Annotated in this window: 16 protein-coding genes and 1 other annotated feature; of the genes, 5 read left to right on the top strand and 11 right to left on the bottom strand. The window is 36.4% G+C overall.

What is annotated here, in order from left to right; translation table 11 throughout:
- Positions 1-43: 43 nt before the first annotated feature.
- Entirely contained in the window at positions 44-700 is a 657-nt protein-coding gene (locus ACEPXG_RS02385) for a PepSY domain-containing protein (protein ID WP_391207109.1), read from the bottom strand.
- 193 nt (positions 701-893) lie between these two features.
- On the opposite strand from ACEPXG_RS02385, the gene ACEPXG_RS02380 reads away from it, so the two are divergent.
- Positions 894-1,121: a hypothetical protein gene (locus tag ACEPXG_RS02380; protein WP_391207106.1), complete on the top strand. Its 228-nt coding sequence runs from the start codon at positions 894-896 to the stop codon at positions 1,119-1,121.
- A 64-nt stretch (positions 1,122-1,185) separates the two neighbouring features.
- Here the strand turns inward: ACEPXG_RS02380 and ACEPXG_RS02375 are convergent, their stop codons facing one another.
- The gene (locus ACEPXG_RS02375; RefSeq protein WP_391207103.1) at positions 1,186-1,686 is read right to left on the bottom strand and encodes a flavin reductase family protein; all 501 of its coding nucleotides are present in this window, start codon (positions 1,684-1,686) and stop codon (positions 1,186-1,188) included.
- Between the two features lie 153 nt (positions 1,687-1,839).
- Here ACEPXG_RS02375 and ACEPXG_RS02370 point away from each other — a divergent pair, with 153 nt between their 5' ends.
- Together ACEPXG_RS02370 and topB are read left to right on the top strand one after the other, a co-directional pair.
- Complete coding sequence (locus ACEPXG_RS02370) at positions 1,840-2,160, top strand: general stress protein (RefSeq protein WP_391207100.1); 321 nt, start codon at positions 1,840-1,842, stop codon at positions 2,158-2,160.
- Positions 2,161-2,502: 342 nt separating this feature from the next.
- Positions 2,503-4,647: a type IA DNA topoisomerase gene (gene topB / locus ACEPXG_RS02365; RefSeq protein ID WP_391207098.1), complete on the top strand. Its 2,145-nt coding sequence runs from the start codon at positions 2,503-2,505 to the stop codon at positions 4,645-4,647.
- A 222-nt stretch (positions 4,648-4,869) separates the two neighbouring features.
- On the opposite strand, the gene ACEPXG_RS02360 is transcribed toward topB, so the two are convergent.
- Positions 4,870-5,928, bottom strand: a complete 1,059-nt coding sequence (locus ACEPXG_RS02360) for a P1 family peptidase (protein WP_391207096.1) — start codon at positions 5,926-5,928, stop codon at positions 4,870-4,872.
- A gap of 174 nt (positions 5,929-6,102) precedes the next feature.
- Between ACEPXG_RS02360 and ACEPXG_RS02355 the strand changes: the two genes are divergently transcribed.
- Complete coding sequence (locus ACEPXG_RS02355; RefSeq protein WP_391207094.1) at positions 6,103-6,600, top strand: TspO/MBR family protein; 498 nt, start codon at positions 6,103-6,105, stop codon at positions 6,598-6,600.
- Positions 6,601-6,783: 183 nt separating this feature from the next.
- Here the strand turns inward: ACEPXG_RS02355 and ACEPXG_RS02350 are convergent, their stop codons facing one another.
- The gene (locus tag ACEPXG_RS02350; protein ID WP_391207092.1) at positions 6,784-7,626 is read right to left on the bottom strand and encodes a DUF1028 domain-containing protein; all 843 of its coding nucleotides are present in this window, start codon (positions 7,624-7,626) and stop codon (positions 6,784-6,786) included.
- Between the two features lie 170 nt (positions 7,627-7,796).
- Complete coding sequence (locus tag ACEPXG_RS02345; protein ID WP_391207090.1) at positions 7,797-8,264, bottom strand: DUF2231 domain-containing protein; 468 nt, start codon at positions 8,262-8,264, stop codon at positions 7,797-7,799.
- A gap of 220 nt (positions 8,265-8,484) precedes the next feature.
- Positions 8,485-8,710: a binding site (T-box leader), on the top strand.
- A 42-nt stretch (positions 8,711-8,752) separates the two neighbouring features.
- Here ACEPXG_RS02345 and argS point away from each other — a divergent pair.
- Complete coding sequence (argS, locus tag ACEPXG_RS02340; protein ID WP_391207088.1) at positions 8,753-10,417, top strand: arginine--tRNA ligase; 1,665 nt, start codon at positions 8,753-8,755, stop codon at positions 10,415-10,417.
- A gap of 150 nt (positions 10,418-10,567) precedes the next feature.
- On the opposite strand, the gene ACEPXG_RS02335 is transcribed toward argS, so the two are convergent.
- From ACEPXG_RS02335 to ACEPXG_RS02310, 6 genes are all read right to left on the bottom strand, one after another.
- The gene (locus tag ACEPXG_RS02335; RefSeq protein WP_391207086.1) at positions 10,568-11,488 is read right to left on the bottom strand and encodes an exonuclease domain-containing protein; all 921 of its coding nucleotides are present in this window, start codon (positions 11,486-11,488) and stop codon (positions 10,568-10,570) included.
- Positions 11,489-11,603: 115 nt separating this feature from the next.
- The gene (locus ACEPXG_RS02330; RefSeq protein ID WP_391207084.1) at positions 11,604-12,434 is read right to left on the bottom strand and encodes a general stress protein; all 831 of its coding nucleotides are present in this window, start codon (positions 12,432-12,434) and stop codon (positions 11,604-11,606) included.
- An 833-nt stretch (positions 12,435-13,267) separates the two neighbouring features.
- Positions 13,268-14,266, bottom strand: a complete 999-nt coding sequence (locus ACEPXG_RS02325) for an HAAS signaling domain-containing protein (protein ID WP_391207082.1) — start codon at positions 14,264-14,266, stop codon at positions 13,268-13,270.
- Complete coding sequence (locus tag ACEPXG_RS02320; protein ID WP_391207081.1) at positions 14,253-14,600, bottom strand: PadR family transcriptional regulator; 348 nt, start codon at positions 14,598-14,600, stop codon at positions 14,253-14,255. The genes ACEPXG_RS02325 and ACEPXG_RS02320 overlap by 14 nt, the downstream gene beginning before the upstream one ends.
- 137 nt (positions 14,601-14,737) lie before the next feature.
- On the bottom strand, positions 14,738-15,190 hold the full coding sequence (locus tag ACEPXG_RS02315) for a YusW family protein (protein ID WP_391207079.1): 453 nt from the start codon (positions 15,188-15,190) through the stop codon (positions 14,738-14,740).
- Positions 15,191-15,269: 79 nt separating this feature from the next.
- A complete protein-coding gene (locus tag ACEPXG_RS02310) occupies positions 15,270-15,494 on the bottom strand; it encodes a hypothetical protein (protein WP_391209732.1) in 225 nt (74 codons plus the stop codon).
- Positions 15,495-15,721: the final 227 nt, after the last annotated feature.

The raw sequence follows: 15,721 nt of genomic DNA, 5'->3' as shown, positions 1-15,721 counted from the left end.
GGAAAGGATGGGTCCACCCCCACCCTTTCCTAAATAAATAAGATTATTCGTTATCTTCTTGACCTTCGTCTTCATTATCCGCTTCGACTTTTACAATTTTTCCTGAAACAGCATCCACTTTCACGTCTTTCACATCACCAGAAGCAGTTTTTACTTCAAATCCGTAAACCACTACGCCATCTTCATCTTCTAGTTCAGATTTATTAACAGTTCCAGGTACTTCTTTTAATGCAATTACTTGTGCTTCATCTGAAGTCAGTTTTGCTTTTGCTTGAAGATCTGCGATGTTATCGTCATTTTCTTCACCATCACTTCCTTCTTCAGTACCATTTTCTTCGTCTTTTGCATCATTTTCGACTTTAACAATTTCTCCATTTTCTGCATTAACTTTTACATCATTTACGTCACCAGCAGTTGTTTTAATTTCAAAGCTGTAAACTACCACGCCGTCTTCATCTTCTAACTCAGAGTCTTTTACAGTCCCCGCCACTTTGTTTAGTGCAATTACTTGCGCTTCATCTAAAGTCAATTTTGCCTTCGCTTGAAGTTCAGCAATATTGTCATCGTCTTTTTGATCTTCCACTTGGTTCGTTACTGGTGCTTTGCCACTCGCAAAAGCGGTAGAGAATAAGCTATTACCTGCAACTGCTCCTCCAATAAGTGTTGCTGCTAATGCAGGGATAATCATTTTCTTTTTCATCTGTATTCCTCCTAAAAATTATTGTGAAGCTTTCTTACAATCTCTATTCTGACAGGTGCTTATGAAAAGTTACCGAAGCTTTTTTAAGAAATTAATGAAGGTTTAATGAGGAATTTCTCATTTTTTTATATCCCGGTCCATTTCCCCTCTCTTACATATGCTACTTGGAATGATAAAAAAGGAGTGAAGAAGAATGGTTCAACCATTTCAAGGAGGACTTATGCAACAAGGTTATCCGATGCCTTACGGACAACAAGGATATCCTATGTATCAACAACCATATCATCAACAGGGTTATCATGGGTACCCAATCCAAAATATGACTTATGGACACTATGGATATCCTTGGCATCACGGTCATCACTGGCATCAAGGATATCCTGGATATCCTGGATATCATGGATACCCAATGCCTCGATAAGTTGATTTTCAATAATTTAAATGCAAAAAGGATATCGCATGTGGATATCCTTTTTTGATACTTGTTATCTATTATAAAATTCTTCAGGGATGGCACCAATAGTTCTTCTATGGTATAACAGAGGCTCTTTACTTTCATTTTGAATATCTAAAACTTCCCCAATTAAAACGGTATGATCCCCAGCTTCAATTTGTTTGAAAACTTTACATTGTAAAACTGCAAGCGAATCAGAGAGCACTGGCAAATTCAGTTCTGACTTCTTCCAGTCACATTGGCTAAAGCGGTCCTCTACTTTACTTGAAAATAACGTACATAAATCCCCTTGATCAGCAGCTAAAATATTTACTGTAAATTTATCTACTTTTAAAAAGTCATCATAAGAATATACTCTTTTATCAATAGACCATAAGATGAGCAGTGGTTCTAGTGAAACCGATGCAAAGGAATTAACCGTCATTCCCATTGGTTTCCCTTCTTGATTGAAAGCCGTTACAACTGTAACACCTGTTGGATAATTCCCCATCGCTGCTTTAAACATCTCTATTTGCTCTATTTTGTTTTCCATATATGCAACATCCATTCTCTTTTTCTTTTAAGCATATCAAAATCATTCTATTCTTTCACACATTTGGCTTCTTCTATCATTATTTTGTTTAAATATTCTTCAGGCAGGGTAAAGATAGTTAGAACACAAAAACAAAAAGATGGAGGAATTTTAATGACACTCAAATTAACTGTAGAAAATGCCGTGCAAGCAAAACAAGAAATCGAGAAACTTGAGACACAGGGATATTCACGAGATAACATTCATATTTTCGCCCATTTCAAAGAAAGATCCGACGATATTAACGACGCTCTAGACACGAAAGATGTTGGCATGAAAGAACAAGGCTTCCTTGAATCCATGAAAAATATGTTTACTTCTCGTGGTGATGAACTACGAAGCAAAATGGAAGCAGCTGGTTTAACAAAAGAAGAAGCAGCTGAAGCTGAAAAAGAACTAGATAAGGGCAAATTAATTATTGTCGCTCATCATTAATTCATTAATATGTACATCCCATTCCCCTTTTTTGGGCGAATGGGGTTTTTATTTCTGTTTTATGATAACAGACTTCATCACTTCATCACTTCACCCCCTCGTTCTTTATAAATATAACAAAGGGATATAAACTCCATCTGAAGCATTTATAAACAATTTATAAGCTTTTTAAATTCAAAGAAATAGTGCGAGTTGGTACTTTTATGAATTTTTTTGTAAAGGACTTCTAGCCTAAAATTGAAAGGCTTCTAGAAAACATTTGTCTTTCATTTGAAATCTCACAAAATTTGTTGCATGATAATAAGAACAAATGTTTTTGAACGTACGAAAGAGGTGTTTGTTATGAAACCAGTTATCCTAGCTGAAAAACCTAGTCAAGCAAAAGCTTATGCCGATGCTTTTTCGGTCAAACGACATGAAGGTTATTTGGAGATCAACTCTTGTCCCATTTTCCCAGAAGGAGCCTATATAACTTGGGGTATTGGTCACTTAGTTGAATTGAAGGAACCAAAAGCATATGATCCGAAATGGGACAAATGGTCACTAAACAGTTTGCCAATTTTGCCAGATCGATATGAATTCCAGGTAGCGAAGGGAAAGTTCAAGCAGTTCACGATTGTGAAAAAATTGATGAAAGCGACGGATACAGTCATCAACGCATGTGACGTGGACCGTGAAGGGTCAAATATCTTCTATAGTATATACTATCAAACCGGGGCAAGAGGACAAGCGATTAAACGGTTATGGATTAATTCTCTCGAAGTAGAAGAAATTCGAAAAGGATTTGCACATTTACAAGATAATCGTAAAGACTTACTTTTATATGAGGAAGCAAAAGCACGTCAAATTAGTGATTGGTTAGTTGGAATGAATGGTTCTCGACTATATTCTCTTTTATTGCAATCACAGGGTATTAAAGAAGTCTTTCCAATTGGGCGTGTTCAATCTCCAACTATTTACTTGATTTATCAACGGCAAATGGAGTTAGAAAACTTTGTTTCGGAGCCGTTCTTTGAGATTGAAGCAACATTTACAGCAGGACAAGGAACTTATAAAGGAAAAGCAAAAGCGAAAGAACCGAAAAGAGAAATCATTCAAGCGCTTCTTGCAAAACATGGTATTCAACCAAATTCACCAGGCTTTATTACTTCTGTTGAGAAGCTCGATAAACGGATGCCTCCACCACAGCTACATTCCTTATCTACTCTGCAAGCTACAGCCAATCGATTATGGAAAACGAGCCCAGCGAATGTATTGAAGACAATGCAAGTTCTTTATGAAAAAAAGCTTGTTACGTACCCTCGTACGGATTCACGATATATTACACCAAGTGAGTTTAGCTATCTTGCTGCACAAGTGACGGATTATCAGCAGCTTATCGGACAGTCGTTTCCTATTTGTTCACTCGCTCCAAAAAAACGTTATGTTGACAGTACAAAAGTGCAAGAACATTATGCCATAATTCCGACGAAAAAAATTCCGTCACAAGCAGTACTTGCTAAATTGTCTCCTATTGAAAAAAATTTATATGAAGAAATTGTCCGCACAACACTTGCGATGTTTCATACCGATTATTTATATACAGAAACGAAAGTGACAACGGATGTAAATGGATTACCTTTCTTCACCACCGGAAAAACCGAGCGTGACAAAGGTTGGAAAGTATTATTCGTTCGTTCCGCTAAAGAAAACGAGAAAGAGGAACCCCCATTGCCTCCTCTAGATGAGAAGGAAACCGTGAAAAGCAATATTGCTATAAAAGAAGGAAAAACATTACCTCCAAAACCTTATACAGAAGGTCAACTCATTGCCATGATGAAAACTTGTGGAAAACTTGTGGAGGATAAAAGTGAAACTGACATTTTAAAAGAAGTAGAAGGTCTTGGAACAGAAGCAACGCGCAGTGGAATTATCGAAACGATTAAGCGACATGGATATATTGACGTAATAAAAAATATTGTGTCTATTACGGATAAAGGACGTGTTCTTTGCCAAGCAATTGAAGGAAATCTTCTTGCAAGCCCATCCATGACAGCAAAATGGGAAACGTATTTACGGAAAATAGGCAATGGTGAAGGCTCACAGGAGCGTTTTTTGGGAAGCATTGCGAAATTTATTCATAGCTTGTTACAAGAAGTTCCTATTCAATTAAAGTCTAAAAATATTGATATAAAACTTACACCTAAAGCGTCGGGCTCCAAGTATTCTTCATATAAACAAGAACCAATTGCTCCATGCCCAAAATGTAAGGAAGGTTTTATCGTTGCTAGAAAAAGTTTTTATGGATGCACTAACTACAAAAATGGATGCACACAAACATTTAATGGCTTCTTTTTAAAGAAGAAGATTACACCAAGTCAGATTAAACTTCTTTGCACAAAAGGAAAAACAAATGAGATAAAAGGATTCGTTGCAGAAAACGGTCAAACATTTAATGCCAGTCTTTCATTTGTAGAAGGTAAATTAAAGTTAGAGTTTAAAGCTTAATTACCATTTAATAGTTTACTTTCAGCATTTCATTTCAAATAAATGGCTAAGAGAGATTAATTATAGTGTAACAGCAACCAAGTACGCCATGAGAGCAACTAAATAATTCGGGAGAGCAACAGATTTCCCTTCTAAAGCAACCAATGGAAAAACGCAAGAAGAAAAATGTAGTATTTTTTTCTTGCGTTTTATTTTAGGGATTTATAAGACAGTTCCGCTTTTTCATTCAAACTGATAAGCATATGCGGTATTGCCCATGCGTCCTATGGTTGTTACTGCTTGTGACAAGGAATTTAATATTGCTTCCTCTGTAGCCTCCACTGCTCCTAGAAAAAGATCATTCATAACAGAATGGTCGTCTCTTAGTTGCTTTCTCGTTTCAAGGCTTTCCTCTAAGTTATGCGGAATTCTATGTGCCGTGGAAAAAGCAATGACAATATCTCCGCTTCCATTACTAAAATGGCTACCTGTTCTTCCAAGCCCTATACCACATCTCTTTGCCAACCGCTTTAACTGTCTACTGCTAAGAGGAGCATCCGTCGCGAGTACAATCATAATAGAACCGTCTGCTGGCTTAGGAAAGGTTGGGACTTCTGACTTTCCTTCCACCTTATAATGTTCACTTTGAAAGTCTTCTTTTCTTCCAAAATTACTTAGAACTAAGCAACCTACTATATAAACTGCATCTCCGTCTTGAACTATGCGTGAAGAAGATCCAATTCCACCTTTAAAGCCAAAACAGATCATCCCTTTTCCTGCTCCCACTGCACCTTCTGAAGAAATGTCTGAAGAGGCTTTTTGAATGCATTCAATCGCATGCTTTGGCTGAATCGGCAGTTTGCGAATAGAGTTTAATCTACTATCATTACATTCTCCTACAACTAAATTGATCGTACCTGTTGTCTCTCCAATATCAGGATTTTGTTCGAGCATGTATTCCAATGTACCTTGCGTGACGGCTGGTATTGCAAATGTGTTTGAAAGCATAATTGGCGACTCAATCAAACCTAATTCATCCACTTGTACAAGGCCCGTTGTTTTGCCAAATCCATTTAATACATAACTTGCACCAACTACTTTTTGTTGAAACAAATTATCACCATGCGGTAAAATTGCCGATACTCCAGTGCATGCATATTCTCCATCTTCTAAAGGATGGTCTAGTGTAACATGGCCTACTTTGACACCTTCAACATCGGTAATACAATTCTTTTTCCCGACTGGATGACGCCCTATTACGATTCCTCTTTGTCTAATTTTTTTCGGTTCACGTTTAATCATTTGTATCTATCCCATTCTAATTTCATAGTTTCCTCCAGTATTATTTATATTGGTCTATCCCTTTATATTCTACTTAGCAATTTTAATTCCTTCTTAATTTATCATACAATTAAATCGTTTTTCTTCCGTTAAATAGGGAATAGTAAAAATAGTAAATTGGAGGAGGTAGGTAAAATGGACATTTTAAGCGTAGACGGAAATATTAACAAAAAACGCCTGGCACTTAGTATCCTTGTACCCGTCATTGGAGGATCTGTAACTGGGTGGCTAGCTAACCGTAGGGCACAGGAGAAATACAAAAAACTGAAACAACCTTCCTTTGCACCACCTGGAGCAGTATTTCCAATTGTTTGGACGTCTCTTTACACACTGATGGGAATTGCAAAATATCGAACAGATGAAAAATTGAATTGGAAAAAAGAGAACTCCCTTGCAGTACCTTTATACGACTTACAACTAGGACTTAATTTTTTATGGTCCTTCCTATTTTTCCGTTGGGGATTACGCGGTACAGCACTTATTGAAATGACTGCCTTACTCGCTCTTATAGCATTAACAGCATATGAATTCCAAAAAGTTGACAAAACTGCGGGAGCTCTCATGGTTCCCTACATCGGATGGGTTACATTTGCGCTTGGTCTGAATTACGCCGTTTGGAAATTAAACAAATAATTCACTTTCAGGTACTAGTCACCGACACAGTTTGCAGGAAATAGTGCTAAAAGAAGGTGTCCATAATGGATGAAAATGGCTTAACGAGACCATTTCGTCCACAACCGAGACTAAATCCAATTTTCTTTCATAAAAAATAAGATCTGACCGTTTTTAGTTGGTCAGATCTTGTTTTTTATACTTTTATTTAATTCGCATATACTCCACTACTTTTGTATCAATAAAGCCTCTTTCTTGCACTCGCTCATCAAAGTTTTCAATAAGATGATAAGACTGCACTGCATCTAACAAATCGTCATGTTCTGTCAAATCACGATTCAAATGACCGTTTTCATATAATAGATTTTGAAGTTCTTCTGCAAGCTCCCCTTCTATCCCCATGACATCTTCTGGTAACGTTGATTCAAAATAAAGTCGGTTCAATTTTAACAATCTACCTAATTCCTGTACGGGTTCTTCATGATCATCCACTCTTAAGTCTATGTAACGATCATTATATCCTCCATAGCTACCGTTCTCTTTTACGATCAATAATGCTGCAGACTGTTTTCCTCTGCTATCGCCACCTGCAATATCTCCCGCATGTAGAGCAGCAAGTAAACGTTCTGCTAAAGACCCCTCTGTTTGTATAAATATCGATTTCATTGCTTCTACCGTATCTTTATCCACTAAGATATTCCCTTGAGCAGCAAAGTTTTCTCCTGCAATACCACCAGCCCAGTCAAAACAATCCTCGCCAGTGAACGTTACACTTTGCCCACTTGCATCCAAAATTCCTACTTGTCTGGAACCGGATTTTTCATCATTTTGAACAAGCTCTTTAAGAACTTCATCAGGAGTCATACCCTTTTCGAGCATTTCCAAACCATTCTTTCCATAATCTAAATTTGCCCATGATTGTGTTGCGATTGCACCCACACCAGCTTTTGCAAACGGAACAACTGCCCCCACGCTTAAAAATTTTGATGCTACCGCTACCCCTAATTCTTTTGTTTGCGGATCAAATCCAACAATAGAAAATGTCATATCCATTCCCCTTTCATTTTCGTAACTCTTCTATTCTATATTGTATCTTTCAATTCTGAAAATTAAAAGAAAGATTCCATCCCTTTTTCTAGGTGAATGGAATCTTTGCTAAGTGATTAATTTTTGTTCATATTTTACCCTAAAATTAGCATGGTGAAATGATTCGTTTACTACTTATTATTTGTCGTTATCGTTTGATTTTCATAAACAATTTTTCCGCCTAAATGACCTGTAGTAGCTAATGTAGCGATACCGGCAATGCTTAATAACACAACGAGAGCGGTTATTAACCCTTTTCTCACAGGAATATTTTTAAGAATTTGAAATTTAGTATTAGGGTGTTTAAATAAAATCTTTATTACTGCTAACAATCCAAAAATAATGACGGAGATATTCGCTAGTAATGAGTGTAGTTCAATGATATCGTGAACGGATCTACCCCAATGATCAAATGCAAAACTTTCCGCTCCATCTCCTGTAAGCAAACTGAAAACTCCGGTAATCACTCCAATTATTATTAAAACTGTACCAACCTTGTTCCAAAAGTCACTTTTTAGAAATACATTCACAATTTCAATAATGCCACCTAGAACGAGAAGAGCAATTGGAAAATGAACAATTAACGGATGTAAAGGCATAAGTATCGAGCTCCTTTTGAATGATATATGTTCATTATAAAAGACAAAACTGAAGTATTACTGAAAATAGAGCAATAAATTTTATTTTGAAGCGAAACTGTAAAGGCGTAAATGCTGTGTCTCCTTCGCTTCTTTTTAAAAAATTTGCGCTTTCAGTCTTATTGGCACGGAAACTAACTAAATTTATTGACAATTACTTTTCTATATGATAATTTTAAATACAATATCAAAGAAAAAGAGAGTAACAACATCGGAGCATCAAGCGAGCTAGGGATGGTGAAAGCCTAGTTGGAAGAGTTGTGAACCGCACTTTGGAGATGCTTTATAAGAAAAATATTTATTTTTTTAATATTTTCTTAGAAGCCGGAGACTCACCGTTATGGAGAAAGTGGCCTAAAATAGGCAAATTGAGTGGTACCGCGGGAGTGTAAGCTTTCGTCTCATTATTATAATGAGACGAGGGCTTTTTTATTTTAGGAGGCGTTTATATGAAACAGAAAGTATTAAGTATTCTTCAAAGTTTCACTACTGAGTTAATCGAGGAGCATATGATTGAGGTACCTGTATATGCACATTTAGGAGACTACTCCTTACCATGCTTTTCGTTTGCTAAACAACAAAGAAAGTCACCTCTGTTAATTGCACAAGAAATAGCTTCCTGTATTCAAGACGAAGACATCGAAAAAGCGGAAGCGGTAAATGGATATGTGAACATTTTCATGAGACGAATATCATGTACACATACCATTTTGAATACCATTCGCAAAGCAGGTAAACAATATGGTTCTACAAATTTAGGAGCTGGCGGCGTTGTAACAATTGATATGTCCTCTCCAAACATTGCAAAACCTTTTTCCATGGGACATTTGAGATCCACGGTAATTGGAAATTCTATTGCATTGTTACTCGAAAAAAGTGGATACCAACCTGTTAAAATAAACCATCTAGGAGATTGGGGTACTCAGTTTGGCAAATTACTCGTAGCCTATCGATTATGGGGGGACAAAAAGAAAGTCCAAGAAGCTCCCATTCAAACGTTATTAGCACTTTATATTCACTTTCACGAGGAAGCAGAAAAGGATGGTTCCTTAAATGACAAAGGGAGAGCGGCTTTTAAATCGTTAGAAGACGGTGAGCCAGAAGCTTTGGCACTTTGGGAATGGTTTCGAACAGAATCATTACATGAGTTCCAAAAAATCTATGACCTACTTGGTGTAACATTCGATTCGTTTCATGGTGAGGCATATTACAATGACAAAATGGAACCTATTGTCGAAGATTTACTAAATAAGAACTTGTTAATTGAGTCTGATGGTGCTCTGGTAGTAGATGTCGGTGAGAACTTACCGCCATGTTTAATAAAAAAATCCGATGGTGCAACTTTATACGCAACAAGAGATATTACGGCCGCTATTCATCGAAAAAATGATTATCATTTCGATAAGTCTTTGTATGTTGTTGGAAATGAACAAAGTTTACACTTTCTGCAATTAAAGTGCGTATTAAATAAAATGGGCTATGAATGGTCGGAAACTCTTCAGCATATTCCTTTTGGATTAATTTTGAAAGATGGCAAAAAGCTATCTACTCGGAAAGGTAAAATAATTTTATTAGAAGACGTGTTGAATGAGGCAATTCAATTAGCGGAGAGAACAATAGAAGAAAAAAACCCTTCATTAGTGAATAAAAAAGAAATAGCTAAACAAGTAGGTGTAGGTGCTATTATTTTTAGTGATTTAAAACAACACCGAAAGCATGACATAGATTTTGACTTAAAGAAAATGCTCCAAACCGATGGAGAAACAGGACCTTATGTTCAATATACTTATGCAAGAGCATGTTCTATTTTAAGAAAGGTCCAAGATGTCGACACCATAGAAGTTACCTACGTGAATGATTATGAATGGGAAGTGGTTAAATCACTTCAACAATTCCCTCGCATCATTAAACGTGCAACAGATGAATTTGATCCTTCGATAATTGCAAAATACGCGATTGATTTGGCACAATTATTCAACTCTTTTTACGGAAATGTGCACATCCTGAATGATCCAAGTCATTTGGCATATCGCATTGTACTTGTTCAGTCAGTAGTTATTGTAATAGAAGAAGCTTTACGACTATTAGGAATTAAAGCACCTAGTGAAATGTAACACTTTAAGTATCCTTTAAGAAACATAGATGATTTTACACTTTCACTCCTACCTAAAGATTTATTCCTTGCTTAGCCATCGCTTGTTCTATTTTCATAGAAATAGAACAAGCGGCTTTTAAAAGCACCTTGTGATCACTATTCGAATATATTAATCGTTGTATCGAACTATTCTTAAAAAATCTTGTTCCCCCACGATCTCTATTGGTAATCCATGACTGATCATCTCTTCTACTTTCTTCATTTTCGTACTTTTAATGCCTTGTACATACTTTACTAAATCATTATCTCCAACAACTAAAACGTTTGTGTTGCTATCCACATTCCCTTTACATATTGCACCACAATTGACCGCTAGTTGTGCCGCTTGCATTCTTGTCATAGAAAGCATTCTTCCCGTGAACACAATATTAGCCCCGTAAAATGGGTGCTTCATATTAGGCAAATTCACTTCGGTTTCAAGAAGCTGTAAAGATGCATCCGTTTTACTTTTTATCGAACGAGTCCCCTGTTTTTTCGTAGGATTTGGGGTACCTACTTTTAGTTTGTGTAAGTGCGATAGTTCTTGTACAGAATTTGTTCTCGTTTTCTGCATTGCCTGTAGTGTTATTTTTGCTGAAGCCCGAGCATCTTCTAGAGCATCGTGATGCCTTAGGCTAATACCTAAATAATTTGCCACCGTTGAAAGCTTGTGATTATATAAATTTGGCCAAACTTTCTTCGCAATTTGATAAGAGCAACCATATTGGAAGTCTGGGGTTGACTCATGAAAGTTGTTTAAGGATGCGCGCAGAACACTAATATCAAAACTAGCATTATGTGCAATGATGGTTTGATTTTCGACGAACTCTTTAAAATCTGGCCAAAACTCTTCAAAAGTTGGTGCACTCATGACCATGTCTTCTGTAATTCCATGAATTTTTGTATTGTAGTAATGAAATTCACTTAATGGATTGATCAATGTATGTACTTCTTCTTTAATCTTCCCGTTTTTTACTTGCACAATACCAATGGAGCATACGCTCGTCCGTAAACTATTAGCGGTTTCAAAATCGATTGCGATAAAGTCCATTCATGCTCCTCCTCTTCAATTACTTAGACTTAGATTATCTCATATTCTATCAAACACGCAAAACCCCTTGTAGTTTTTGAGTTCTACAAGGGGTTTATCTATAGGTTTTCGGTATTTAATAAAGGCGATTCAAAGGATTAATATCATCCAGTTGTCTTTCTCTTTCTAGTTTCTCTTCGTATTGTTCCTGAGAATGGTTTTCTTCATCCTCTAAAATTTCCCTACCAAATGCGGCTGGACCTAAATTTGGATCTACTCCTGGAGATTGTGTACCATAGTTCTTTCTTTCCTCAGTAACACTTTCATTAATGGTCGGTCGATGTTCTTGTACAACCTTTTCTTCTTGCATGGAAGTACCAATATGATTCTCCTCTTTTGCTAAATATGGATCAGTAGCAAATGTCTCTCCCCGAACAAATCTATCTTGGGGTTCGTCAAATCTTCCCTCTGTTTCATTGACAAATTCGTTTGTTGATGGAGTAAATCCTTGTTCTTTTGCATAGTCACTCAACGGTTCTCCCGTTTCCATAAATCGAGATTGGACAACATCTGTTCCAATTGTGTCCGTGTATTCAAAATCATTTTGATGCGTTCCATAAATAGCATCATCTGCATTAGTTAAAACATCGGTGTATAGAACAATGCATCCTTTTGCTACTTCTTTTGCATATCGTTCCGTTTCATGTTCACTTAAATCTAATTTCCGTAATCCTTCTGTTACTGCATCTTCTCCAGTAAACCATGATTTAAATGTATCCATAAAAGAACCTGCTTCATGAGTAGACACTCCTGAATGACGATTAAGTGTGTTTAAGTGTGCATTTTCTTTCGATATAACATGGATATCACTTTCCGCATAACCTTGTTCTCGCAGGAGTTCCAACTTTTCATACATCTCTTCCTCTGAACGAGCTACTTCAATTCGTCTATTCGATTCAATGTTCATGGTGTTTCCTCCTTGGTTTTGTCTTCTTTACTATTTACCCCTGCAAGAACACAAAAAAACCTCTATTTCATTTTTTAATATTTTTGTAATATATAGAGAAAAACGCAAGCGTCCTTTAAGTGCATCTTGTCTTTACTATTTCCAGAGTGCTTTGGACGAAACGTTGGCTACACTATTACCGTTAGTACTATGGGTCGTGAAGTGACTACGTCACTTCACGACCCATCTTTTTAGGTAATCTTGTGGCAGATGTTTATCCGTCGCCCTCTTGAAATATTTAGAGACATGGTGTATTAGGTTTGGATAATGAGAGAATAAATCCTTTCCTATACTTTTAAAAGCGGACGAAGATGCAATTTCGTCCGCTCTGCGCTTCTTTATTAATGGATGCTCTTTATTTTTCTCTAGTACCTCCTACTCTAATCATACACCTACTGATTCATATATACTGTGTACGGTAAAAGTAAAAACAATCAAAATCAAGCCCTTGAAATCATACTATGAAGCCTTACTATTACTGGATTCTTAGCGATAGCTGGACAGTTAGGTACTACTCACTTAATGGATTGTAGTGAAAGGTGGCGACTCCAGCGGGAGGCCAACAGGATGTTGGTCACGAAGGCGTTGCCACAAGATGTGGCGCTCTTAGCCTTTGTTCCTATGTGAGACAGATGAGCCATCGCAAGCGACTGAAGTGACCCCCGCGGAACGCGTCCACCTGAAACGGAAATCCGCGTTATTATTTAATTCTTTCAAGTACTATGAACACTGCTTTCGCAGGAGGAAAATCCATATACTTTCTTTTAAAAAAAGAGTTGCCGCAGTATCTCCTCTTATTTACCAATGTTAGCTTTTCTAAACCCTTTCATTACATCAATAACAGCAATGACTACAAATAACAAGATAATTACTAGCTGAAAAGGGCCTTGCATTTCAAATGGACTATTCTTCAATCCTTCTAAATACGCTTTAAAATCTGGATTTATAAAACTAGAATTACTGAACAAAACAATAACAACGATAGAAGATATGACATGTCGTACTATATTTAAAATTGCTACATTCATCGTCCATTGACCAATAACAAATTTGTAGCATACTAACGTAACTTCCACAGCAATTGCAATTACGACAATTAACCAAAATGACTGCAAAACTTCTTGATTGAAGGAAGGTATTGTCAACTGTAATCTACCGTCAATATTTTCATATACGCCGAGTAAACGGACTGCATTAAAATAGACAGCTGAAAAGATTCCAATTTCCAATAAACTTCCAAAGATCTTAGATTTAGCTATTTTTTTCTCTTTCAAAATAGGTGGAATACGTTTTAAATCATCAGGGGTCCAGTCTTTCAAACTAGTTTTTATAGACAGTTTTTCATTTGAAATATTTGTACGTTCCAAGATTGCAAAAATAAGCGTTATCCAAAAAAATGACTGCATTAATGTACTTATAATTTCTACTATACCTTTCCCTATAATAGTAAGAACTATATTTATCACTGTTTCATTGGCATTATAAGAGAGTATACTTTCCGATATGGATACTATGAGCGCAATAGTTGCAGCAATAGGTAATATCATTTTCAGTAAAGTTACATATTTATCGAAATAATATGGTCCTATCAAATGCATTGGACGATCTAAATAGCCGCTAGCAAGCGTTACTGGGTTTCCAAGCTTACCAAGTACTTCCTTCACATCTACCTCTGTAAAATTTTCAGGTAGCATATCCTCAATTGTCGACTGTAACTCAAGTGCAATATCCTTACGGTTCTTTTCAGGAAGTCTACGAGTTACTTCCTGGATATAAATATCAATTAGGTGCATCCCCTTCATCTCCATTCAATAATATATAAAGCTCGCTTGATGTTTTCTCCCACTCTTTTTTCAACTGATCGAACATTTCTATCCCATATTCGCTCAACACATAGTACTTCCGTGGTCTACTGTCTGATGTATCCCAACTACTAACTACTAACTCTTGCTTTTCTAATCGTCGAAGCAAAGGATATAAAGTACTTTGGTCAATTAATACATTGGATTTCTCCAGTAATTGGACAAGCGAATATCCGTATTGCGGTGTACGCAATTGACTCAATACAGCTAATGTCAGCGTCCCACGTCTTAACTCTGTAATTAGCGAACTTAATAATTTACTCATATTCCACCTCACCCTTTATACTATGTGACATACACTATACATTATACTATGTATCATACACTATTATGGTTCCTATATCATTCTATTTCTCAACAAAAAAGCCAAGTTATGAACTTAATCATGACTTGGCAAGTACTCTATTTACTTTTTTTACTTTTTTCATCCTTATATACTTTATGTTTTCCATCCGTGAATTCAACTTCTAAGTCGAACTTCGTGTAGTCTTCTACATCGAACGCTTTGGATACATTTTTAATCACATCATCTTTACTCATATCTTTTGATAATTCTATTTTCTTCAACATAGGCCTCAGCTCTTCATATGCTTTATCGCCCTTTAACTTCTTCGGTTCCATTCGATTCACATAATCAGCTTCTATTGTCGATCCTTTTATCACCATAGATACTTCAATTGCATCTTTATGATCCGGGGTATCTACCTCTAAATCAAAAGATTGAAATCCAAACTCACTCTTTTCTTCGTCTACTTTTGCCGCACTTTTCACTTTTTCTTTATCTCCGCAAGCACCTAGTAATAATGCGATTACCAGTAAAGCACTTCCATATATCGAGTACTTTTTCATTTTCATGATATATCCCCTCGTTGTGTTGTATTTTAAGGCTAACTAAGGTATATCCATAAAAATGGAATGATAAACGAAAGCCGATTTAATCTGGATAACGTTCTTCACTTGATGAAGTTGATTTTGTCTCACGCTTATTTTTCTCGTCTTTTACTTTTTCATTTAACTCTTCTACAGGAATTGGATCGACAGTTTGCATATCTTCGTCCATATCAAAAATACTTTTTTTATCCGTTTTCACCTCATCTGGATTATCTGGTAGATGCCCCTTTTTATGTTGGTGTCCAAGATCTTCAGAAGATTTTTCCATCATGCTTATCTCTCCTTTTCATATCTTTAGCCTTTGTTTAACCTATTTTCTTCACGCTAAACCATTTTGGATAAGAAACACACAAGGTCCTTTAAGTGCACCTGGACTTAACTATTTCCAGAGTGCTTTGGATGTAACATTGGCTACACTATTAACGAAGACTTTTATGGAGGATCTGGAAATGACTGCGTCACTTCCAGATCCTCTTTTTTCGGTAATCTTGTGGC

This window comes from Psychrobacillus sp. L4, assembly GCF_042944905.1.
GTDB lineage: Bacteria > Bacillota > Bacilli > Bacillales_A > Planococcaceae > Psychrobacillus.
Note: the sequence above shows the minus strand (reverse complement) of the source record. Positions and strands in the feature narration are given on the sequence as shown.